The 21,415-nt window shown below is 63.8% G+C and carries 28 protein-coding genes; 10 read left to right on the forward strand and 18 right to left on the reverse strand.

Annotation, left to right across the window (positions count from 1 at the left end; all coding sequences use genetic code 11):
* Positions 1 to 131: 131 nt before the first annotated feature.
* Entirely contained in the window at positions 132 to 1,115 is a 984-nt protein-coding gene (locus LOM8899_RS04425; RefSeq protein ID WP_093990906.1) for an NAD(P)H-quinone oxidoreductase, read from the reverse strand.
* Positions 1,116 to 1,190: 75 nt separating this feature from the next.
* Positions 1,191 to 1,892, reverse strand: a complete 702-nt coding sequence (locus LOM8899_RS04430; protein WP_093990907.1) for a COQ9 family protein — start codon at positions 1,890 to 1,892, stop codon at positions 1,191 to 1,193.
* 122 nt (positions 1,893 to 2,014) lie between these two features.
* Between LOM8899_RS04430 and rpsU the strand changes: the two genes are divergently transcribed.
* Positions 2,015 to 2,221 carry a 30S ribosomal protein S21 gene (gene rpsU, locus LOM8899_RS04435; RefSeq protein ID WP_037282216.1) on the forward strand — a complete coding sequence of 69 codons (207 nt, stop codon included), beginning with the start codon at positions 2,015 to 2,017 and terminating at the stop codon, positions 2,219 to 2,221.
* A gap of 154 nt (positions 2,222 to 2,375) precedes the next feature.
* On the opposite strand, the gene LOM8899_RS04440 is transcribed toward rpsU, so the two are convergent.
* A complete protein-coding gene (locus LOM8899_RS04440) occupies positions 2,376 to 3,074 on the reverse strand; it encodes a glutathione S-transferase family protein (RefSeq protein WP_093990908.1) in 699 nt (232 codons plus the stop codon).
* A 158-nt stretch (positions 3,075 to 3,232) separates the two neighbouring features.
* Here LOM8899_RS04440 and mscL point away from each other — a divergent pair, with 158 nt between their 5' ends.
* The gene (gene mscL, locus LOM8899_RS04445; protein ID WP_093991415.1) at positions 3,233 to 3,661 is read left to right on the forward strand and encodes a large conductance mechanosensitive channel protein MscL; all 429 of its coding nucleotides are present in this window, start codon (positions 3,233 to 3,235) and stop codon (positions 3,659 to 3,661) included.
* 76 nt (positions 3,662 to 3,737) lie between these two features.
* Here mscL and LOM8899_RS04450 read toward each other — a convergent pair whose 3' ends face one another.
* On the reverse strand, positions 3,738 to 4,355 hold the full coding sequence (locus tag LOM8899_RS04450; protein WP_093990909.1) for a protein-methionine-sulfoxide reductase heme-binding subunit MsrQ: 618 nt from the start codon (positions 4,353 to 4,355) through the stop codon (positions 3,738 to 3,740).
* Positions 4,356 to 4,423: 68 nt separating this feature from the next.
* Positions 4,424 to 5,542 (reverse strand): alanine dehydrogenase, encoded by a 1,119-nt coding sequence (ald, locus tag LOM8899_RS04455; protein WP_093990910.1) that lies wholly within the window; start codon positions 5,540 to 5,542, stop codon positions 4,424 to 4,426.
* A gap of 129 nt (positions 5,543 to 5,671) precedes the next feature.
* On the opposite strand from ald, the gene LOM8899_RS04460 reads away from it, so the two are divergent.
* Together LOM8899_RS04460 and LOM8899_RS04465 are read left to right on the forward strand one after the other, a co-directional pair.
* Positions 5,672 to 6,133: an Lrp/AsnC family transcriptional regulator gene (locus LOM8899_RS04460; protein WP_093990911.1), complete on the forward strand. Its 462-nt coding sequence runs from the start codon at positions 5,672 to 5,674 to the stop codon at positions 6,131 to 6,133.
* A 37-nt stretch (positions 6,134 to 6,170) separates the two neighbouring features.
* Complete coding sequence (locus tag LOM8899_RS04465; RefSeq protein ID WP_093990912.1) at positions 6,171 to 7,016, forward strand: class I SAM-dependent methyltransferase; 846 nt, start codon at positions 6,171 to 6,173, stop codon at positions 7,014 to 7,016.
* Here the strand turns inward: LOM8899_RS04465 and LOM8899_RS04470 are convergent.
* Entirely contained in the window at positions 7,013 to 7,327 is a 315-nt protein-coding gene (locus LOM8899_RS04470) for a DUF1272 domain-containing protein (protein ID WP_093990913.1), read from the reverse strand. The genes LOM8899_RS04465 and LOM8899_RS04470 overlap by 4 nt on opposite strands.
* 5 nt (positions 7,328 to 7,332) lie before the next feature.
* Positions 7,333 to 7,779, reverse strand: coding sequence for a YtoQ family protein (locus LOM8899_RS04475; protein WP_093990914.1), 447 nt, complete (start codon positions 7,777 to 7,779; stop codon positions 7,333 to 7,335).
* Between the two features lie 160 nt (positions 7,780 to 7,939).
* On the opposite strand from LOM8899_RS04475, the gene LOM8899_RS04480 reads away from it, so the two are divergent.
* Positions 7,940 to 8,332 (forward strand): nuclear transport factor 2 family protein, encoded by a 393-nt coding sequence (locus tag LOM8899_RS04480; RefSeq protein ID WP_093990915.1) that lies wholly within the window; start codon positions 7,940 to 7,942, stop codon positions 8,330 to 8,332.
* A gap of 70 nt (positions 8,333 to 8,402) precedes the next feature.
* Here LOM8899_RS04480 and pheT read toward each other — a convergent pair whose 3' ends face one another.
* The 6 genes from pheT to rpmI form a co-directional block, all read right to left on the reverse strand.
* A complete protein-coding gene (gene pheT / locus LOM8899_RS04485; RefSeq protein WP_093990916.1) occupies positions 8,403 to 10,799 on the reverse strand; it encodes a phenylalanine--tRNA ligase subunit beta in 2,397 nt (798 codons plus the stop codon).
* 9 nt (positions 10,800 to 10,808) lie between these two features.
* Positions 10,809 to 11,084, reverse strand: a complete 276-nt coding sequence (locus LOM8899_RS04490) for a YrhK family protein (protein ID WP_093990917.1) — start codon at positions 11,082 to 11,084, stop codon at positions 10,809 to 10,811.
* A gap of 120 nt (positions 11,085 to 11,204) precedes the next feature.
* On the reverse strand, positions 11,205 to 12,269 hold the full coding sequence (gene pheS / locus LOM8899_RS04495; RefSeq protein ID WP_093990918.1) for a phenylalanine--tRNA ligase subunit alpha: 1,065 nt from the start codon (positions 12,267 to 12,269) through the stop codon (positions 11,205 to 11,207).
* A 98-nt stretch (positions 12,270 to 12,367) separates the two neighbouring features.
* Positions 12,368 to 12,685, reverse strand: coding sequence for a hypothetical protein (locus tag LOM8899_RS04500; RefSeq protein ID WP_093990919.1), 318 nt, complete (start codon positions 12,683 to 12,685; stop codon positions 12,368 to 12,370).
* Positions 12,686 to 12,812: 127 nt separating this feature from the next.
* Positions 12,813 to 13,175, reverse strand: a complete 363-nt coding sequence (gene rplT, locus LOM8899_RS04505) for a 50S ribosomal protein L20 (RefSeq protein ID WP_093990920.1) — start codon at positions 13,173 to 13,175, stop codon at positions 12,813 to 12,815.
* Between the two features lie 12 nt (positions 13,176 to 13,187).
* Complete coding sequence (gene rpmI / locus LOM8899_RS04510; protein WP_093990921.1) at positions 13,188 to 13,388, reverse strand: 50S ribosomal protein L35; 201 nt, start codon at positions 13,386 to 13,388, stop codon at positions 13,188 to 13,190.
* A 212-nt stretch (positions 13,389 to 13,600) separates the two neighbouring features.
* Between rpmI and LOM8899_RS04515 the strand changes: the two genes are divergently transcribed.
* Positions 13,601 to 14,155: a GNAT family N-acetyltransferase gene (locus LOM8899_RS04515; protein ID WP_093990922.1), complete on the forward strand. Its 555-nt coding sequence runs from the start codon at positions 13,601 to 13,603 to the stop codon at positions 14,153 to 14,155.
* Positions 14,156 to 14,230: 75 nt separating this feature from the next.
* Complete coding sequence (locus tag LOM8899_RS04520) at positions 14,231 to 14,533, forward strand: DnaJ family domain-containing protein (RefSeq protein ID WP_168770466.1); 303 nt, start codon at positions 14,231 to 14,233, stop codon at positions 14,531 to 14,533.
* Between the two features lie 44 nt (positions 14,534 to 14,577).
* Here the strand turns inward: LOM8899_RS04520 and LOM8899_RS04525 are convergent, their stop codons facing one another.
* Both LOM8899_RS04525 and pyk read right to left on the reverse strand, forming a co-directional pair.
* Positions 14,578 to 14,802: a hypothetical protein gene (locus LOM8899_RS04525; RefSeq protein ID WP_093990924.1), complete on the reverse strand. Its 225-nt coding sequence runs from the start codon at positions 14,800 to 14,802 to the stop codon at positions 14,578 to 14,580.
* Positions 14,803 to 14,837: 35 nt separating this feature from the next.
* Positions 14,838 to 16,286, reverse strand: coding sequence for a pyruvate kinase (pyk, locus tag LOM8899_RS04530; protein ID WP_093990925.1), 1,449 nt, complete (start codon positions 16,284 to 16,286; stop codon positions 14,838 to 14,840).
* A 136-nt stretch (positions 16,287 to 16,422) separates the two neighbouring features.
* Here pyk and LOM8899_RS04535 point away from each other — a divergent pair, with 136 nt between their 5' ends.
* Genes LOM8899_RS04535 through LOM8899_RS04545 form a run of 3 tightly spaced genes read left to right on the forward strand, consistent with a single transcriptional unit; the run spans position 16,423 to position 18,129 of the window.
* Positions 16,423 to 17,163 (forward strand): N-formylglutamate amidohydrolase, encoded by a 741-nt coding sequence (locus tag LOM8899_RS04535; RefSeq protein ID WP_093990926.1) that lies wholly within the window; start codon positions 16,423 to 16,425, stop codon positions 17,161 to 17,163.
* Positions 17,160 to 17,810 (forward strand): HAD family hydrolase, encoded by a 651-nt coding sequence (locus LOM8899_RS04540; protein WP_093990927.1) that lies wholly within the window; start codon positions 17,160 to 17,162, stop codon positions 17,808 to 17,810. Before LOM8899_RS04535 ends, LOM8899_RS04540 begins: the two co-directional genes overlap by 4 nt.
* Positions 17,811 to 17,832: 22 nt before the next feature.
* Positions 17,833 to 18,129 carry a DUF1244 domain-containing protein gene (locus LOM8899_RS04545; RefSeq protein ID WP_093990928.1) on the forward strand — a complete coding sequence of 99 codons (297 nt, stop codon included), beginning with the start codon at positions 17,833 to 17,835 and terminating at the stop codon, positions 18,127 to 18,129.
* A 248-nt stretch (positions 18,130 to 18,377) separates the two neighbouring features.
* Here LOM8899_RS04545 and LOM8899_RS04550 read toward each other — a convergent pair whose 3' ends face one another.
* From LOM8899_RS04550 to dgcN, 3 genes are all read right to left on the reverse strand, one after another.
* Positions 18,378 to 19,235, reverse strand: coding sequence for a D-amino-acid transaminase (locus LOM8899_RS04550; protein ID WP_093990929.1), 858 nt, complete (start codon positions 19,233 to 19,235; stop codon positions 18,378 to 18,380).
* A gap of 9 nt (positions 19,236 to 19,244) precedes the next feature.
* Entirely contained in the window at positions 19,245 to 20,210 is a 966-nt protein-coding gene (dgcA, locus tag LOM8899_RS04555) for an N-acetyl-D-Glu racemase DgcA (protein WP_093991416.1), read from the reverse strand.
* Between the two features lie 72 nt (positions 20,211 to 20,282).
* Positions 20,283 to 21,284, reverse strand: coding sequence for an N-acetyltransferase DgcN (gene dgcN, locus LOM8899_RS04560; RefSeq protein ID WP_093990930.1), 1,002 nt, complete (start codon positions 21,282 to 21,284; stop codon positions 20,283 to 20,285).
* Between the last annotated feature and the right edge of the window lie 131 nt (positions 21,285 to 21,415).

Here is a 21,415-nt window from a genome sequence, read left to right on the forward strand (position 1 = left end):
CTCCCAAAGACGAGCAAGAAAATTACTCGCCCCTGTTACCGCGCCACGCTGCGGGAAAACAGTGCAAAATCGACGCGGCACGGATCAGGGACGCCACGTTTGACCGCTACCGGCGGCCGCATCGGTCCGGGTCAGGCGATCTTGAGGCAGATCTTGCCGATATGGGCCGAGCTTTCCATCCGCGCATGGGCGGCAGAGGCGTCGGCAAGGTCGAACACCTGATCCAACACAGGGGCGACAGTGCCATCCGACAAGAGCGGCCAGACCTCTGCCAAAAGCTGGCGGGCAATGAGCGCCTTGGCGGTATCGGACTGCGGACGCAAGGTGCTGCCGGTGATGGTCAGGCGGCGGGTCATCACCTGGGCAAAGTTCAACTCGACCTTCGGCCCTTGCAGGAACGCAATCTGCACCAAGCGCCCATCATCGGCCAGCGCCTTTATGTTGCGTGGAATATAAGGGCCGCCGACCATGTCGAGGATCAGATCCGCCCCGCCCTCGGCGCGGATCACCTCCACGAAATCGGCCTCGCGATAGTTGATCGCCTGCTCCGCGCCCAGCTTGACGCAGGCGGCGCATTTTTCGTCCGATCCGGCCGTGGCAAAGACCTGCGCCCCGAAATGGGCGGCCAACTGGATCGCCGTCGTTCCAATGCCCGAAGAGCCGCCATGCACAAGAAACGTCTCCCCACCCTTCAGGCCGCCACGCATGAAGACATTCGACCATACGGTAAAGTATGTTTCCGGCAGGCAGGCCGCGGCGCGCATATCCATGCCGTCGGGGATCGGCAGGCAATGGGCAGCCGGGGTCACGACATACTCGGCATAGCCACCGCCGGGCAGCAGAGCGCAAACCTCGTCACCCACGGCCAGACCGGCCACACCGGTGCCCACGGCATCGACCACGCCAGCCCCCTCAAGGCCGGGCAAATCGCTGGCATTGGGTGGCGGGGCATAGGCACCGGCACGCTGCAAGGCGTCCGGGCGGTTCACCCCGGCATAAGCGAGCTTCAGGCGCACCTGACCATGACCGGGCTCCGGCAAGGGGCGCTCCACAAGGGTCAGAACCTCCGGTCCACCCGGTTGGGCAATCTCAACGGCACGCATTTTGGCTGTCATCACGGGTCCCCTCTGCTGTGACCTCTTCTATCCCAAAGCGCGACGCGAAAGGGAACAGGCATCAGGGGGCGAGGCTCAGCGCGGCTGGGTCCAGCGGCCCGGCAGATCCTCGGCGGATGCGGCGGCACTGGGGGCACGAACGCGCTCCATAAACGCGGCAAAGGGGGCCGTCACCGGCTTGAGCAACGGCATGGCGTTCACCTGCGCCTTGATCTTCTCGACCTGCATCACGTTGTCGATGCGGCGGTCGATGAAATCGTCGGTCGCCTGCTCCTCAAACGAATCGTCGCCCAGCCAGAACAGAACCGTCGAGGCATAGACCGCCGCCAAGGTCGCACGCTTGGTGTACCAGTTGCCATCGGTCGAAGTGTCGCCAAGGCTCGTCCAAATGGTGTCGGCCGTGCCCCAGATCAGCGCAGCACCCTCCGCGGCCAGATGCGGCAGCGCGAACAAGGCCGATCCGCGGCGAACAGCCTCCTTGTCGGCAGCCGCGGCAAGGCGGGCGCGAATCGCAAAGCTCACGCGGTCGGAATAGCGCATCGACCCCAGATCCGCCGCCTCCACGGCCGCAACCATCGCGGCATCGCCCGCCTTGTGAAAGGCCACCGCCAGATCGACGGCACCACGCGGACACAGGGCACGGGCGGCCTCGCGCGACATGCCAACATCGCGAACAGCCTCGGCAAAGGCCACGTCAGACCAGCCATCAAAGGCGACATGCGGCAGAATGGCGTGAACCAGACGGTCCACTTCGGGGCTTTGGGCAGTCCGAGACATGACACACTCCTTTGAACTCTGCCGAATGACATGGTTCAGTCTAGACAACTGACAAGGGCTTTGCTATACGCCGCACTCCTGCAAATCCTTGCAACTCAAACTAGAAAGGTGGTGAAAACCACATGCAGGTCAGTGTTCGCGATAACAACGTCGATCAGGCCCTCCGGGCTCTGAAGAAGAAGCTGCAACGCGAAGGTGTGTTTCGCGAAATGAAGCTCAAGCAACATTTCGAGAAGCCGTCCGAGAAAAAAGCTCGCGAGAAAGCCGAAGCGATCCGCCGTCAGCGCAAGTTGGCTCGGAAGAAGCTCCAGCGCGAAGGATTGCTCTAAGCATCCCGCCGCAAGCTTTTGAGAATACCAAACCCCCGTGGCACCCGCCCGGGGGTTTGTTGTTTGCGGGATCGGGCCGCAGCATCAAAGCGCGGCCCTCTCTTCATCTTGGCCAAAAAACTCCCCCCGGAGGGTCGGTCCGCCAAAGGCAGCCTCACTTCGGGGCTGGAATACCCTTGCCCTTTGCGGCGGCGGGACGGGCGTTGAACCGCTCCACATAGGCGGGCACGTTCTTCAGATCGGACCAGCCGACCAGATCCTCGGCACCATAGAAATCCAGCGCGGCCAGCCACGGAGCCAGCGCGATATCGGCAATCGTGAACGGACCGACGATCCAGTCCTTACCCTCGAGCTCCTTGTCCAGAACCGCAAGCAACCGCTTGGCTTCGGCGATATAGCGTTCGCGCGGGCGGGGATCTTCGATCTCCGATCCGGCGAATTTCACAAAGAACCCAAGCTGGCCAAACATCGGGCCGACGCCGCCCATCTGGAACATCACCCACTGGATCGCCTTGTATTTCTGCTCCGGCGTGTCTCCGAGCAGCTTTCCGGCCTTCTCGGCCAGATAGATCAGAATCGCCCCGCTCTCGAACAGGCCGATCGGCTGGCCGTCCGGGCCGTCGGGGTCGATGATCGCGGGGATCTTGTTGTTCGGGTTCAGCGACAGAAACGCATCGGATTTCACATCGGCATCCGACAGGGTCACCAGATGCGGCTCGTAGTCGAGGCCCAATTCTTCCAGAACGATCGACGCTTTCACACCGTTCGGTGTCGGATAGGAATACAACTGGATCACCTCCGAATTGGCGGGCGGCCAGCGTTTGGTAATCTCGAATGCAGTCAGATCGCTCATGTTATTAACCTTTTGGGAGAGACGTTAAGATCTGTTATCTAAGGGGAAGCAGGCCGAAAAAAACCCGTGAAGATGTGCAAAAACAGCGGTAAGGCAGTGCACACACGCGCATTTGGCGTTTCGATCAAAGCGCGCAGCCAATGAAGTGGGACAAAACAGTGATTAACGAATTCAAAGATTTCATCGCCAAAGGCAATGTCATGGACATGGCCGTTGGTATCATCATCGGTGCGGCCTTCACGGCCATCGTCACCTCGCTCGTGGGCGATCTGATCAATCCGATCATCGCCCTGTTCACCGGCGGCATCGACTTCTCCGGTTGGTTCTACGTGCTGGGCGACGGCGAATGCGCCTCCGTCGCAGCCTGTACCGAAGCCGGCATCTCGGTCTTCGCCATCGGCAATTTCCTGATGGCCGTCATCAACTTCCTGATCATCGCTTTCGTGGTGTTCATGCTGGTCAAGATGGTCAACCGGGTCAAAGCCGCCGCTGAAAAGCCCGAAGAAGTGGCCCCCGAGGTCGCAACCGGCCCGTCCGAACTGGACGTGCTGCTGGAAATCCGCGATCAGCTCAAAGCTGGCCGCTAAGCCACCCAATACCAATCAAGGGCCCGCCTCCCCGGCGGGCCCTTTTTCGTTGGCAGATCGGCTTTGGTGGCGCGGACTACGCCAGCGCCGAAGGACGACGGCGCAGATAGACCCACCACAAGCGATACAGCGTCAGCGCGGCCAGCGGGGCAAAGTGAACGATCGCGGCCTCCGGGCTGCGCCAATCATGCAGCGACGCCCAGTGGATCAGGGTCAGCACAGCGGCGGCATAGACCCAGCGTTGCAGGGATTTCCACGCTGTGCCCATCCGGCGAACCGCATAGTCGAACGAGGTCGCCGCCAGCGGGATAAAGATGGCAAATGCCACCCAGCCGGTCCAGATCTCCAGATCCGTGGCCTCGGCCAGGACCCGCGAAAACGGCTCGGACATCAGATAGAACATCGTGTGCAAAGCCGCATAGGCAAAGGCGGCCACGCCCAGATAGCGGCGGTTGCGCACCAGCCAGCGAGATCCGTATCTGCCCTTGAACAGCAGCATGAGCGGTGTCGCCATCATCGAGACGATCAGCAGGCGGGCCGAGGTCTCGCCCGTCGGGTGCAGCAGGAAATGCAGAACCCGGTCGCTCTCGGCATTGATCAGGGTGTTGATCATCCCCAAGGCAGGCAAGGACAAGACAAACCACAACAGATACGGCGAGGTGCGGTCAAAAAAGGCAGACAGGCGGGACGACATCGAAAGCTCCAAAGCAAGTGCATTGGTCGCTATACGTCGCCCCGCCGGTTTTCCGTCGCGCAGGCAGGCTACTTCTTGAGCGCCAGACTCGGGGCCAGCACGTCGATGCCCAGAGCCTTGCCCACGGCGTAGTAGGTCAGCTGGCCCGCATGAACGTTCAGACCGTTCAGCAGATGGGGGTCGTCCTCACAGGCCTTGCGCCAGCCCTTGTCGGCGAGGTTAAGAAGGAACGGCAAGGTGGCATTGCCAAGCGCAATCGTCGAGGTGCGGGCCACCGCGCCCGGCATGTTGGCCACGCAGTAATGCATGATGCCGTCGACCTCATAGATCGGATCCTGGTGGGTCGTGGCCTTCGATGTCTCGAAACAGCCGCCTTGGTCGATGGCCACATCCACAAGCGCCGCACCGGGCTTGAGATCGGCCAGTTGCGCCCGGCTGATCAGCTTGGGCGCGGCAGCGCCCGGGATCAGGACCGCACCGATGATCATATCGGCCGCGGCGGCCAACTCTGCGGTGTTGCCCTGACTGGCATAGCTGGTCTTGAAGGTGCCACCAAAGACATCGTCGAGATAGCGCAGCCGGGTCAGCGACCGGTCGAGCACGGTCACGTCCGCCCCCATGCCGGCGGCAATCTTGGCGGCATGGGTGCCGACGACACCGCCACCGATGACGACCACTTGGGCCGGCCCCACGCCCGGCACGCCGCCCATCAGGACACCGCGACCGCCATTGGCCTTCTGCAAGGTCCACGCGCCCACCTGCGGGGCCAGACGACCGGCCACCTCCGACATCGGGGCCAACAGGGGCAGGCCACCACGATCGTCGGTGACGGTCTCATAGGCGATGCAGGTCGCGCCCGAGGCGATCAGGTCGCGGGTCTGCTCGGGATCGGGGGCAAGGTGCAGATAGGTGAACAGCACCTGTCCCTCGCGCAGCATCTTGCGCTCGACGGCTTGCGGCTCCTTGACCTTGACGATCAGGTCGGCGGCGGCAAAGACCTCGGCGGCGGTGCCGACGATGGCAGCCCCGGCGGCGACGTAGTCCTCATCGACAAATCCGGCGCCGACGCCACAGCCCGTCTCCACCGTCACGGTATGGCCGTGGGCCAAGACCTCGCGGGCGGCGTTCGGGGTCAGACCGACACGAAATTCCTGTGGCTTGATCTCTTTCGGGCAACCGATATGCATTGGGTATCTCCTCTTCCGCGCGGACTATGCGCTTGCATCATCGCAATTTCCGGGCGACCTTCGACGCTCATGGGGCATTTTTCCGTGGCAAATTGCGCCAAACGACACTTTCTTCGAAGGAACACGCGAATGAGCGCGCTCGACCACATCGACCGGCGAATCCTCGACGCCCTGCAAAAGGACGGACGGCTGTCCAACGCCGTGCTGGCCGAACAGGTCAACCTCTCGGCCTCGGCCTGCCACCGGCGGGTGCAGCGGCTCGAAAAAGAGGGCTGGATCAAGGGCTACGTCGCCCTGCTCAATCCGCGCAAGATGGGGCGGCCCACCACGGTTTTCGTCGAGATCACGCTGTCGGGTCAGGCCGACGAGGTGCTCGACGCCTTCGAGCGGGCGGTGGCCCTCGTGCCGGACGTGCTCGAATGTCACCTCATGGCAGGCACGGCGGACTATCTGCTCAAGGTGGTGGCCGGCGACACCGAGGATTTCGCCCGGATCCACCGGCGCTATCTGGCGACGCTGCCGGGGGTGGCGCAGATGCAATCGAGCTTCGCCCTGCGAACAGTGAGACAGACGACCGCGCTGCCGCTATGATCCTCACATAGCCTCGCCATCGCCCAAAGGAATCGCCATGACCGACACGGACGTCAACGCCGATCAACGGGAGTTCTGGAATGGCGGGCCGGTCAAGGGCTGGGTCGCACAGGATGCCGAACTGGAATCGGTGCACGGGGCGCTGACCCCACGGCTGCTCGCCCATGCCGACCCCAAGCCCGACGCCGACGTCATCGACGTCGGCTGCGGCAGCGGCGCGGTGTCTCAGGCCTTTGCCGAGGCGGCCCCATCGGGCAGCGTCACCGGGATCGACATTTCGGTCCCGATGCTCAACCTCGCGAGGGTCAACCACGGCGACAGCGTCACCTTCATCGAAGCCGACGCGCAAACCTATGATTTCGCCGCCGAAAGCGCCGATCTGATCGTATCGCGCTTTGGGGTGATGTTCTTCTCCGATCCGGTCGCGGCCTTTAGCAACCTGCTCGGCGCGCTGCGGCCCGGCGGGCGGCTCGTCATGGGCTGCTGGGCGCCGATGCCCAAGAACCCGTGGTTCGACGGTCCGCGACGGGTGGTCGAGGCGCACCACGGCCCGCAGCCGCGCCCCGAACCCGGCGCCCCCGGCCCGATGGGCTTCAGCAATCCGGACTACGTCCTGAGCATCCTGAACGACGCCGGCTTCGTGAATGCCCGGGTCGAGACCGAAGACCTGACGCTGACCCATCCGCAAGGGGCGTCCGGGGCGGCTCAACTCATGTCGGCGGTCGGCCCGATCAGCAAGATCGTGCGCGAAACCGGCGGCGGCTCCACCGAACTGCTGCACCTGACGGACAGCCTCACCGAGATCTTCAAGGCATTCGAAGACGAGGACGGCTTCGCCCTGCCCGCCCAGATCCATTTCTATCTGGCTGAAAAGGCGGCCTAACGCTCGGCCGGTGGCACGTCCCTGAGCCGGGCGCTTTGCTCCGCGACCTGCTCGCGCGACCACTGCGAATGTACGCGATGGGCCGAGGCCGGATGATGGCCCAACCCCAGCGCCTTGCCCGCCCGGTGATTGACCTTCGGGCGGATCGGGCGCGGCACGAAATTGCCGCCGCAGGTCGGACAGACGTTGTGCAGCACCTGCTCGACGCAATCGGCGCAATAGGTGCACTCATAGGTGCAGATCATCGCCTCGGCGCTGTCGGGGGGCAAATCCTTGTCGCACCACTCGCAATTCGGACGAAGCTCCAGCACGGCGGTCAGCCCGGCAGACGGCCGGTCAGAACATAGCGCAGGATCTGGACGACCTGCGCCGGCTCCTCGGCCACGGCCAATGCGGCGGCATCGACCTCTTTGAGAGCATGGGCATGATCCGGGCCATGCAGAATGATCAGCGATTTCCCCAAGGCGGCGGCATAGCCCGCATCGAAGGCGGCATTCCACTGCTTGTATTGATCGCCAAAGCGAACAACGACCACATCGGCGTCGGCAATCCCCTTGCGGGTGCGGATCGCGTTGACCTGCGCGCCCTTGCGGTCGTGCCAGAACTTGTTCGGCTCCTCGCCCAGAATGGCGACACCGCAGTCGTCGCTGGCGGCATGATCGGTCATCGGGCCGCTGAAAACGACGTCCAGCCCCTCGGCCCCTTCGGTGATTTGCTCGCGCCAGTCGGTGTGAATCTCGCCCGACAGATAAACCTTCAGCATATCAGTGCCTCCCTTTTGCGGAGCCACCCTGCCCTATCAAGCGATCGGGGCCAAGGGCTCGCACACGCCCCGAGGCTCGCTTGCTCCGGGACGGTTGAACCTGCACAGTGTTCCACTATCGTCCCGTGAATCGCAACACGCCGTGGAATGGAACGGGTCTATGACACCTAACGACAAGACCGCCCTCGTCCGAACCTACTTCGAACGATTGACGGCATCCGACACTGACGGGATCGTCCGCTTGTTTGAAGACGACGCACATGTCATCTCACCATTCCTGGGCAAGATGCACGCAGCGGAGTTCTTTGAGAAACTTGGCAACGCCTCCGACGCGAGCAAGCTCACGGTCTTTGACGTCCTGCTCGGAGAAAACGGCGACAGCGCCGCCGCGCATTTCGAATATGACTGGACGCTAAAGAGCGGCGAGCAATTCGTGTTTCAGGGCGTCGACTACTTCAAGTTCGGCGAAAGCGGCCGGTTCGCGTCGATGTCGATATTCTACGACACCCATCCTGTCAGAGAAGACGTCGGCGACAAATACGCCTTGGCCTGATCTCGTCAGCGCAGGGCGACCGAAGGTACGGCCCGGAATGGGCCGGGTCTCACCCCCGGCCCTCTCAAATTCAACCGCGCAGCACGCCGCCGGTGGCCTTGCTGACCTTTTCGACGATCTTGGCGCTGACGGCCTCGATATCCTTGTCCTTCAAGGTCGCCTCGGTGGGCTGCAAGCGCACCGTGATGGCGAGCGATTTCTTGCCCTCGCCCACGCTGCCGCCGATGAACTCGTCGAACACCCGAACATCGGTGATCAACGCCTTGTCGGCACCGGCAGCGGCATTCACCAGAGTCAGAGCCTCCACGCCGGCATCGACCACAAAGGCAAAGTCGCGATCGACGGCCTGCAGGTCGGTAGCCACCAGAGGGGCGCGGGTCGAGGTCTTGGCCTTGGGCTGCGGCACCTCGGCGGGCCAGATGGTAAAGGCGACGGCAGGGCCCTTGATATCCATCTCGCGCAGCACGCGGGGATGCAGCTCGCCGAAGATGCCGAGCACCTTCTTGGGGCCGAGACAGATCTTGCCGTGACGGCCGGGGTGCCACCAATCGTCCGCACCGCGCAGAATCTGCACCTTGGCGGGGGCACCGATAGCGGCCAGAACCGCCTCGGCATCGGCCTTGGCGTCATAGAGATCGACCGGGCGGGCTTCGCCATGAACATCCTTGGGGCCGGTACGGCCGATCAGCAGACCGGTCACCAGCACATGCTGCTCACCCGGCTCACCGCCGTGAAAGGCGGTGCCGACCTCGAACAGAGCCATATCGGCAAAGCCGCGGGCCTGATTGCGGGCCGCCGCACGAAGCAGACCGGGCAGCAGCGCCGGGCGCATATGGCTCATGTCGCTGGAAATCGGGTTCTCCAGCATGGTGGCGTCGTCACCTCCGCCAAACAGGGCGGCGGCGGGCTGGTCGATGAACGAATAGGTCACGCATTCGTTGTAGCCGAGCGCGGCACAGGTGCGGCGGGCGGCACTCTCGCGGAACTGCATCGGGGTCAGGATCGGCGCGGGCACGCCGGTGTGCTTGCGGGGCAGCGGCTTGCCGACCAGCTTGGTGAGAGACGCCATCCGGGCGACCTCCTCCACCAGATCCGCCTCGCCCTGCACGTCCGGGCGCCAGCTTGGCACCGACGCCATGTCGCCATCGAACTCAAAGCCGAGTGCCTCCAGCGTCGAGCGCTGGGTTTCGGGGGCAATCTCCATGCCCACAAGGCTCTGCACCCGGTCGGTGTCGAGCTTGTAGGCGCGGGACGTGTCGGGAATCGCGCCCGCCACGATCAGCTCGGAGGCTTCGCCACCGGCATTGTCCACGATCGTGCGAACGGCATGTTCGAGGCCCTCGATGGTGAAGGCCGGGTCGATCCCACGCTCAAAGCGGTAGCGGGCGTCCGAGTTGATCTTGAGGGCGCGGCCGGTATAGGCGATCTGGACCGGGTCCCAATAGGCGCTCTCGACAAAGACGTTGACGGTGTCCTCGGTGCAGCCGGTCGGCAGGCCACCCATCACACCGGCAATGCTCTCGGGGCCGGTGTCATCGGAAATGACCATCTGGCCGGCCTGCAAGGTATAGGTCTTGTCGTCGAGGGCGACGAGCTCTTCGCCACCCTTGGCGCGGTGAACGCGCAGATTGCCAGCCACCTTGTCGGCGTCAAAGACGTGCAGCGGGCGGTTGCGGTCATAGGTGAAGAAGTTGGTCACATCGACAAGGAACGAGATCGGGCGCAGGCCAATGGCCTTGAGCACGTCCTGAAGCCATTGCGGGCTGGGGCCGTTCTTGACGCCCCGGATCAACCGGCCGGCAAAGACGGGGCAGCCGTCCAGCGTATCCTCGGCGATCTCGACGGTCAGATCGGCCTTGAAGCTCGCCGGAACGGGGACGACATCGCGTGGCTTCAACGTGCCAAGGCCACGGGCAGCCAGATCGCGGGCCACGCCGCGGACACCCAGCGCATCGGGGCGGTTCGGCGTGATGGCGATCTCGATGACCGGGTCCACCTTGGCGGGATCGTTCTCGGCCAGCCAATCGATGAAACGGTCGCCAACTTCACCCGAGGGCAGTTCGATGATGCCGTCATGCTCCTCGGACAGCTCCATCTCGCGCTCGGAACACATCATGCCATAGCTCTCGATGCCACGGATCTTGCCGACACCGATGGTGGTGTCGATGCCCGGAACGTAAACGCCGGGCTTGGCGACGACGACGGTGATACCGGCACGGGCATTCGGGGCACCGCAGATGATCTGAAGCGGGCCGTCGTCGGTCTCCACCTGACAGACCTGCAAGCGGTCCGCCTCGGGATGCTTCTCGGCGCTGGTCACTTTGCCGATGGTGAAATCGGCCAGCCGGGCGGCGGGGTTCTCAACGCCCTCGACCTCCAGACCAAGGTCGGTCAGCGCCTCGGTGATCTCGTCCACCGATGCGGTGGTGTCGAGGTGATCTTTCAACCATGACAGAGTGAATTTCATAGCGTGTCCTCAGTCTTTCAGCCGCTCGGCAATATCTTTTGTGTCGCCCATGGCGGCAAGGTGAAGTTCGCGCACCAGACGGATCGTCGGTTTGCAGGCAAAGAGGATCGACCCGAACAGGAACATCCATGTGCCAACGGTCTGCCATGCATCGGAAAAGAACATGACCGATCCGATGACAAACAGGGCCGCAGCCAGAAAGTCCGCCATCGTATAGGCGATCTCATACAGGGCGTAACGGCGGCGCTGGTCGCTGTCCGAGCGGAGATCCTTGGTAAAGATCATCGGCGCACCCGCCGTGTCATCGGCCGAGGCGCGGCACTGGCCGGCATGACCGCGGCGGCCATCGCCACGCGGGCCTCAACGACATTCGTCGGTCGCAAGGTGGCGCCGGTGCCCGTCACCTCATACCCCGCCATGCAGCGTCGGCACCTGCAGCGCGCTAAAGCCGTAGTGGCGCAGCCAGCGCAGGTCGCTCTCGAAGAAGGCGCGCAGATCGGGGATGCCGTATTTCAGCATCGCGAGGCGGTCGATCCCGACGCCAAAGGCAAAGCCTTGCCACTGGTCCGGGTCGACGCCGGCAGCGGCCAGAACCTTGGGATGGACCATGCCAGAGCCGAGAACCTCGAGCCAGCTGTCGCCCTCGCCCACGCGGACCTGACCGTCGACCCACGAACACTGGATGTCGATCTCGGCGGACGGCTCGGTAAAGGGGAAGTGGTTGGCGCGGAACCGGGTGGCGACAGGCACGCCAAAGAACGCGGCCAGAGCCGACTCGAGCACCCACTTGAGGTTGGCCATGCTCACGTCCTTGTCGATGGCGAGGCCCTCGATCTGGTTGAACATCGGGGTGTGGGTCTGGTCATAGTCGGCACGATAGACGCGACCGGGACAGATCACGCGAATGGGGGCGCCTCCGGCCTCCATCGAGCGGATCTGCACCGGGCTGGTGTGGGTGCGCAGGACGTGGGGCGGGCGATTGTCGCCCTCCTTGCGGTGGGTGTAGAACGTGTCCATCTCGGCGCGTGCGGGGTGATGACCGGGGATGTTCAGGGCGTCGAAGTTGTACCAGTCGCTCTCGATCTGGGGGCCCTCGGCCACGGCAAAGCCCATATCGGCAAAGATGGCGATGAGTTCTTCTGTCACCTGACTGATCGGATGGACAGAGCCCGCGCCACGGCGACGACCGGGCAGAGTGACGTCCATCCATTCGGATTTCAGGCGCTCGTCGAGGGCGGCATCGGCCAGCGCCATCTTCTTGGCGGCGAGGGCGGCGTTGATCTCGTCCTTGAGGGCGTTCAGGGCCGGACCGGCGACCTGTCGCTGCTCGGGGGACATCTTGCCCAACTCGCGCATCTGAAGACTGATCTCGCCCTTCTTGCCCAAGGCCTGCACGCGCAGGTCCTCAAGAGCAGCCTCGTCCGAGGCGGCCCCAATCAGGTCGAGATACTTGGCTTTGAGATCGTCCATAACGGGCCCCTTGAATTGGTCCCGCAGGAGGTAGCGAAATGGGGGGCGGGTTGCAAGTCAGGGGCCGCCTGCAAGGGCACGGCGGCCCGACGGCGGGGCTACTCTACGCCGGCACAGGCCATCGCCACCGCGAACGCGTCCGCGGAGCCACCGCGCTGGACAAACAAGGCACGGGCAGCAGCCAGATCGCCACCCGCATCAAAGAACGCCTGAAGACCCTGCAGGGCAATGTCCTCGGGGTGCTGGGCATAGCTGTCGGTGAACCAGGTGCTGACGGTGCCGTCGGCGCGGAATTCGTCGACGTAGCCGGACAGCCACTGATAGCCCTCGGGGGCATCGGCCGGGCAGGTCGCGGCAAAGGCGGCGGTGGACAGGGCGGTCAGGGCGGCGGCGGCCAGAACGGAACTGTGAAACACTAGGCTCTCCTCACTGTGGAACCGGCAGTCGGCAATCTGACGGGCAAAAGGTCAAGCCATATCGACCGGCTCGAACGAAAAAGGCCGCCCCGGGGGACGGCCTCTCGAATTCCATCAGAAGCGCGGCTTAAGCAGCCAGCGCGTCCTTGGCTTTGCCAACGATCGCACCGAAGGCTTCGGGCTCGTTCACAGCCAGATCGGCAAGGACCTTACGGTCGACTTCGATACCGGCCAGCGACAGACCGTTGATGAACTTGGAGTAGGTCATCGATTCGTCGATCGCACGGACACCTGCGTTGATGCGCTGGATCCACAGGGCGCGGAAGTTGCGCTTGCGGTTCTTGCGGTCGCGGGTCGCGTATTGGTTGGCCTTGTCGACGGCCTGCTTGGCGACCTTGAAGGTCTTGGAACGCCGGTCATAGTAACCTTTGGCCGCGTCCAGAATCTTCTTGTGACGACGATGGGTGACGGTTCCGCCTTTAACTCTCATGTCAGTCTCTCCTTAGCGTGCGTAGGGCATCATTGGCTTGATGATACCTTCATCAGCCTTCGACAGGGTTGTGGTCCCACGGGCATTGCGGAGGAACTTGTTGGTGCGCTTGATCATACCGTGGCGTTTGCCGGCTTGGCCTGCCAGGATACGGCCAGTGGCCGTCACCTTGAACCGCTTCTTGCAGCTCGATTTTGTCTTCATCTTAGGCATTTCGGTCTCCTGATTAGAGGTCGTAAACGCGCGACTCGGCATGCCACTTTGGCCGGACGTGCGGGCGATAGAGCGCGCCGTATAGGACGGTGCGAACGACTTGGCAAGAGCGAACAACGGGCCGGGAGGCAAGTCAGAAAATCGTTGCGCGGCGCGCACCGGCCCTGCGACACTCTGGTGGACCCCCGGCAAGCAACAGTCAAGGAGCGCAGATGTCCCGGATCAACATCGTCTTGTGCAAAACGCTGCCGCCCAAGGACGACCTCAACGGCATCCTGATCCGATATTACGAAACCGTCGTGTCCCGGATGCGCAGGATGGGGTTCGAGATCGACGATTCCGCTCCGACCAGCGCCCTGGCCGAATTCTGGGCGAACGCCGACGCCTATCTGCCGCCGAATGGCTGCCTCGTTCTGGCCCAAGACGCGGACGGGCAGATCGTCGGCTGCGGGATGATGAAAAAGCTGGACGCGGAGACCGGCGAACTGAAACGGGTCTTCGTCGGCGAAGCCGCCCGCGGAACAGGCACCGGGCGGGCGCTCATTCAGGCGCGGATCGACGCGGCGCGGGAGATGGGGCTGAAACGACTGGTCGCAGACACGCTGACGCCCAATGTCGAAATGCGGAGCCTCTACCCCAAGTTGGGGTTCACCGAGGTCGAAGAACCGATCGAGACGACGACCTACCTCGACCAGCCGATGCTGCGGCCGCACATGCATTATTTCGTCATGGAGATCGAAGGCAGCGATGCATCCGCGCCGCCTTGAACCATGCGGGCGGCCGGCATACCTTTGACGAAACGCCTCTCGGCTTCGTCGCACTCACCCCGGAACGCGCCCGCCATGTTCGAAACTCTCATCGACAAAGCCTTCAAACGCGCCGAGGAGAACGGCGAACTCGACGATCTCCCGGGCAAGGGGAAACCGATCGAAAAGAGCAGCCTCAACGCCGATCCGTTCGCGCATGTCTATGCCGAAAGCGGGAACATGACGCCCTTCGGGGCCATCAACGCTCAAATCAGCGACGCCCACAAGCGGCTGGCCGAGACCACGGATCCGGCACAGAGGCGGGCGATCCAGACCGAGCTTTCGGAACTCGAAACCCGCAAGGCGATCGAGATGGAAACCTGGAAGCGATACAGCTGAAATCCGGCACCCGGCGCCACCGGCAATGTCGAAGGCAGCGCCGTCTAGTTGATATAGTAACCGATCACGCGGGCGAACACGCTGGGGATCTCTGAGACCTGATAGCCGCCGGGGGTCTGATAGACCGCAAGTGCAATCAGGCCGCCACCGATCATCACCATGATCGCGGCGGCCCGCGGTGCGCGGCCCTCGGAAAAGGCACCGACGATCGCGGGAATGGTAAATGCCACCACCACGATCCCGACCACCAGAAACAGATCAGCGTTCATTCAGAGCCCCTTCCACCACTACATGTGGTGTGAGGTTACTCTGGATCGGCACTATAAATCAAACGTTCCTCGCAGGGGGCCACACGAAGAATGTTGGTCGAACCCGGCGTGTTGAACGGCACGCCCGCGGTCACGATGATCATGTCCGAATCGGACGCGTTCAATTCGGCCCGCGCCGCGCGGACGGCGGCGATCACCGCCGACTTGAACCGGTCGACAGGTCCGACCACCACGTTGATGGTGCCCCAGCTCAGGCACATGCGGCGGGCGGTGCGTTCCTCCGAGGTCAGGGCGATGATCGGCACCCGCGGGCGCTCGCGCGAGACGAGGGACGCGGTGGTGCCCGACTGGCTGAAACAGCAGATCGCCTTGACGTTGGTGGTCTCCGCGATTTCGCGGGCGGCGGCGACGATGCCGTCCGCGACACTGTGGCGAACGGCGGCACGGCTCGATTCGATGATCTGGGTATAGGTCGGGTCGGATTCGACCTCGCCAGCCACGTTGTCCATCGTCGTGACGGCCTCGATGGGATAGCTGCCGGCGGCGCTCTCGGCGCTCAGCATGATGGCGTCGGCGCCCTCGTAGATGGCGGTCGCCACGTCCGAGACTTCGGCGCGGGTCGGCATCGGGCTTTCGATCATGCTCTCGAGCATCTGGGTCGCCACGATTACCGGCTTGGCCGCGGCGCGGCACTGACGGACGAGGCGCTTCTGGATCGGCGGCACGTTCTGCACGGGCAGCTCGACCCCCAGATCGCCACGGGCCACCATGATGCCGTCCGAGGCTTCGAGGATCTCGTCAAAGGACTTCACCGCAGAAGGCTTTTCGATCTTGGACAGGATCGCGGCACGGCCCTTGGCCAATGCGCGGGCCTCGTCCACGTCCGCCTTGCGCTGGACAAAGGACAGGGCGAGCCAGTCGACACCCAGCTCGCAGACGAACTCGAGGTCCTTGCGGTCCTTGTCGGACAGCGCAGCGAGGGGAAGCACCACGTCGGGGACGTTCACGCCCTTGCGGTTGCTGATCTGACCACCGACGACGACTTCGCAATTGGCGAAATCGGCACCGCAATCCTTGACCTTCAGGCGAATCTTGCCGTCGTTGACGAGCAGGCTCGCGCCCGGCTCCAGCGCATCGAAGATCTCCTTGTGAGGAAGCTGGACGCGGTCGATGTCGCCGGGGGTGGAATCGAGGTCGAGACGGAAATCGGCACCGGGGACAAGCTCGACGCCGCCGTCTTCGGCAAACACACCGACGCGCAGCTTCGGGCCCTGAAGGTCGGCAAGGATGGAAATCGGAGTGCCCAGATCGGCCTCGACCTTGCGGATCGTCTCGTGACGCACGCGGATCTCGTCATGGCTGCCGTGGCTCATGTTCAGGCGGAACACATCGGCCCCGGCCTCGAACAACTTGCGAATCATTTCATAGCTATTCGAAGCCGGGCCAAGCGTGGCTACGATTTTAACATTGCGATGGCGTCTCATCGGTTTAGTCCCTGTCTCTGGGTGGCGGCGCCGTTAGCGGTAACGCCATATTCAGCGCCCTTATTGCCCATTTCACTTCGTCGAACAACTAGACTATGACGCATGACAACAACATGTCAGGCCCAAATCTCGTCAAATGACCCCTTCCGCCCACGAAATAATCGGTGAAAACCGGCCGGGCCGGTGGCTCGTCACCTGCGACCATGCCACGAACCATGTGCCCGAGTGGGTCAACGGGGGGGATCTGGGGCTTCCGGCGGCGGATATGGGGCGACACATCGCCTTTGATCCGGGGGCGGCGGGGCTGACGCTGGCGCTGGCGGCGGAACTGAACGGGCCGGCCCTGCTGACCAACTTCTCGCGGCTGGTGATCGACCCGAACCGGGGGGAAGACGACCCCACGCTGCTGATGCGGCTCTATGACGGGACGATCATCCCGGCCAACCGGCACGCCGGACAGGCAGAGCTCGACGAACGGCTGGAGCGGCTCTACCGACCCTATCACGAGGACTACGCCCGGATGGCGGCGCGGGCCGATACGGTGATCTGCGCGATTCACACGTTCACGCCGCAACTGCGGGGCCGACCGCCACGGCCCTGGCATGTGGGGATCCTCTATTCGCACCGGGACAGCCGGCTGGCGCGGCCGCTGATCGACAGGCTGCGGGCCGAAGAAGACCTTTGCATCGGGGACAACGAGCCCTATCTTGGGCATCTGCCCGGAGACAGCATCGACAAACACGCGCTGGCGCATGGCCGACCGAACGTGCTGATCGAACTTCGGAACGATCTGATCGAAACAGCACAGCAGCAGGCAGACTGGGCCGCCCGTCTGGCACCGCTGCTGAACGAGACACTCAAAGGAACCGGCCTATGACCGAGATACGCGCAGTCATCTTTGACATGGACGGCACCCTGATCGATAGCGAACGGCTGATGATCGGCTGCGCCATGGTGGCGCTGCGGCAGCTCGGGCACCCCGAACGGGAGGACGTGCTGGTCAGCATGGTGGGGATCGTCAACGACGAATGCGACGCCATCCTGCGAGAGGCGTTCGGGCCGTCGATGGATCTGGCGGAATTTCACGGGGTCTGGCGCGGACACGTCCTCGACGCCTATTCCAAGGGGATCCCGCTGCGGCCGGGGGCTCGCGACCTGCTCGATCATCTGAGCGACAAGGGCACGCCGATCGCGGTCGCGACCAACTCCAAGACCGAACCGGCCAAGACGCACCTCAAGACCGCCGGGATCGACCACTACTTCGGGCACCCGCGGATCCTCGGACGGGATCTGGTGGCCACGCCCAAGCCGGCGCCCGATCTGTTCCTGCACGCCGCCGAGGTGCTCGACACCGATCCGGCGCATTGCCTCGTGTTCGAGGACAGCGACGCAGGGACTGTCGGCGCGCGAGCGGCCGGGATGCATGTGGTGCAGATCCCCGACATGAAACCCGCCGGCACCGATCACGCCCACCTGATCACCGACAGCCTGCTCTCGGGGGCACGGCACTACGGCATCCTCTAGACCGCAACACAGGGAGAGACCCATGGACGACGCCACCCGCGACCGGATCGAGGCAGCCGCCTTTCGCCGCCTGCGCAAGCATCTGATGGAAGACCGGCCCGACGTGCAGAACATCGACCTGATGAACCTCGGCGGCTTCTGCCGGAACTGCCTGTCGCGCTGGATGCAGGAAGCGGCGGCCGAAGAGGGGATCGAGATGTCCAAGGACGAGGCCCGCGCCGCCTATTACGGGATGCCCTATTCGGAATGGATCGCCCAACATCAGACCGAAGCGACGCCGGAACAGAAGGCCGCCTTCGCCAAGAAGAAGGACCACTAGTCGGGTCAGTCGGTCTGTCATTGCGGGCGGTGCGATCACGGCACCTGCGGGACGCTCCGCGGGGAGTTTTTCTGCCAAGATGAAGGGGAGATGTTGCGCCCCTGCCCTGCCGGGCGTGCGCTGCATGAACCCTGCCCGGAATTGCGGATACCGAAAACGATACCGACGGCATACCGACGCCAGACCGACGGCATACCGCAGGCCGTTTCGGGCCATTTCGGCCCGTTAAGGTATTGAGTCGGTCGCCGTCAGACGGCGGCCTTGCGGCTCTCGTCAACGTAGATCTCGCGCAGGCGGAGCGCCAAGGGGCCGGGGCTGCCGGAGCCGATCTGAACCCCGTCGATCTCGGTGACGGGCATCACGAAAGTGGTCGCCGAGGTGATGAACGCCTCGTCCGCGGTCTGGGCCTCCTCGATGGAAAAGCTGCGTTCTTCCACGGTCATTTGCGCCTCTCGGGCAAAGCGCAGCACGGCGGCGCGGGTGATGCCGCTGAGGATCTCGTTGCCCAGGTGTCGTGTGATGATCGTGTTGCCACGCACGATATAGGCGTTGTTGCTGGTGCCCTCGGTGACCATGCCGTCCTCGACCATCCAAGCGTCATCGACGCCGGCGGCCTTGGCCATCATCTTGCCCATCGAGGGATAGAGAAGCTGCACCGTCTTGATATCGCGGCGGCCCCAGCGAATATCGGGGATCGAGATGACCTTGATACCCTTGGAGGCGGCGGCATCCCCCGCCAAACCGGGCTTGGATTGGGTAAACAATACAACGGTTTGCGGCGTGCCCTCGGGCGGGAAGGCGAAATCGCGATCGGCCGGTGCGCCCCGGGTGATCTGCAGATAGACGGCGCCCTCGTCGACCGCGTTGAGCGACACCAGCTCGCGGTGGATCGCCAGAAGATCATCTGCCGGCATCGGCATCGGCATGCCAAGCTCTGCAAGGGACCGCTCCAGCCGCAGGACATGCCCTTCAAAATCAAGGATTTTCCCGTCGATGACCGAGGTCACTTCGTAGACGCCGTCCGCCATCAGAAAGCCGCGATCAAAGACCGAGATCTTGGCGTCATTCTCGGCGACATACTCGCCATTGACGTAGACAGTGCGCATCGAAATCTCCTAACCCCAAAGTGCCGCGTCGGACGGGTGGACCCCCGCCTCGTCAAACCGCAACGGATGGGCACGGTCTTGGGCCAGCAAGAGCGGGCCGTCAAGATCTGTCACCGCCACACCTTGCGCGACCAACACCGCCGGGGCCATCGCCAGAGACGACCCGACCATGCAGCCGACCATCACGCCAAAGCCCATTGCTTGGGCCTCGGCCTTCAGGGCAAGGGCCTCGGTCAGCCCACCCGTCTTGTCGAGCTTGATGTTCACAACGTCGTAGCGGCCCTGCAACGCCACCAGCGACGCCCGGTCATGGCAGCTCTCGTCGGCGCAGAGCGGCACAGGGCGGGCCAACCCGTCGAGAGCCGCGTCCTCTCCGGCGGGCAGAGGCTGCTCGACGAGATCCACACCGAGGCGCTGCAAATGCGGGGCCAGATCGGCATAGACCTCGGCGGACCAGCCCTCATTCGCATCCACAATGATCCGAGCCGCAGGGGCGCCTCGGCGCACCGCCTCAAGTCGGGGCATATCCTCCGGCGTGCCCAGCTTGATCTTCAAGAGCGGGCGAAACGCATGTTCGCGGGCCTGCGCCTCCATCGCTTCGGGGCTGTCGAGGGACAGGGTATAGGCGGTCACCTCCGGCCCCGGCGCGGACAGCCCGGCCAACTGCCAGACCCGGCGACCGGCCTGCTTGGCCTCGAGATCCCACAGGGCGCAGTCGACGGCATTGCGCGCAGCCCCCGCAGGGAGTGCCTCCTGAAGCTCGGCCCGGCCAATCCCCTCGGGCAACCCGGAAATCTGCGCCGTTACGCTCTCGAGGCTCTCGCCATAGCGGGCATAGGGCACGCATTCGCCCCACCCCGTCACACCGTCGCGGGTGACTGTCACGGTCAAGACCTTGGCCTCGGTGCGCGACCCGCGACTGATGGTAAACACACGGGCGAGCGGAAACGCTTCCGGGCGCACTTCAATTGACACAACGGGCCCCTTCATCTTGGCAAATAAACTCACGACACGGCGCCGGTCAAAAAGACCGAGCCAAGGGCAAGGCTACACCGCCGCCAAGGCCTCGGCCAGTCGCGCCGCCCCCTGCCGGAACGGATCGACGGCGGGCAGACCAAACTCGGCCTCGACCTCCGCCAGATAGGCGAGGGCCGCAGGTTCGTCCATCGCGGCGGTATTGACCGAAATGCCGACGATCCGACACTCGGGATTGGCGTCACGCGCGACCATCAATGCCGTGTCGGCCATGGTGCGGAGGCTCGGCAGGGGGCGGCCGGGCAGGCCGCGCATATGCGGGCGGGTCGGCTCGTGACAAAGGATCAGCGCATCGGGCTGGCCTCCGTGGATCAGCGCCATCGACACGCCCGAGAACGACAGATGGTGCAGGCTGCCCTGCCCTTCGATCAAATCCCAATGATCGGGATCGTTGTCGGGGGTGAGCCATTCGATCGACCCCGACATGAAGTCGGCGATCACCGCATCCAGCGGAACCCCGTCTCCCGTGATCAGGATGCCGGTCTGTCCAGTGGCGCGAAACGTCGCTTTCATGCCCGCCTCGGCCATCGCCTTGTCCAGCGCGAGGGCGGTGTACATCTTGCCCACCGAGCAATCGGTGCCGACCGCCAGACAGCGCTTGCCCGTCCGGCGGGCACCCGAAGCGATCGGATACTTGACCGATGGCACGCGCACGTCATGCAGCGTTCGCCCATGCGCCTTTGCAGCCGCCACCAGCGCGGGATCGTCGCGCAGCAGGTTGTGCAGGCCGGACGCGATGTCAAAGCCGACCGTCAGGGCTTCCAGCAAGACTTCTTTCCACAGCGGGGAAATCACGCCGCCCCGGTTGGCCACGCCAATGACCAGGGTGCGGGCTCCGGCGTCCCATGCCTCTTGCAGCGTCATGTCGGGCAGCTTCATGTCCGCGCCGCAGTTGGGCAGGCGGAATTGGGCAATCGCGTGATCCGGTCGCCAGTCGCGGATGCCTTGCGCCACCTTCGCAGCAAGCGGGTCGGGCGCATCGCCCAGAAACAAGAGATAGGGGGTGGGAATCATGAGAAGGCTCCTTCGACGGCAACGTTGCACAAAATCGCGCAGTTTGCCGCGAATGTGCTGCGAAAGGAACGACGGTTCGGCCGGCTCCGCACAATTCTTGCGCGTCGTTTCGGGGGATTGCACAACATCCT

This window comes from Flavimaricola marinus (assembly GCF_900184895.1).
Lineage (GTDB): Bacteria > Pseudomonadota > Alphaproteobacteria > Rhodobacterales > Rhodobacteraceae > Flavimaricola > Flavimaricola marinus.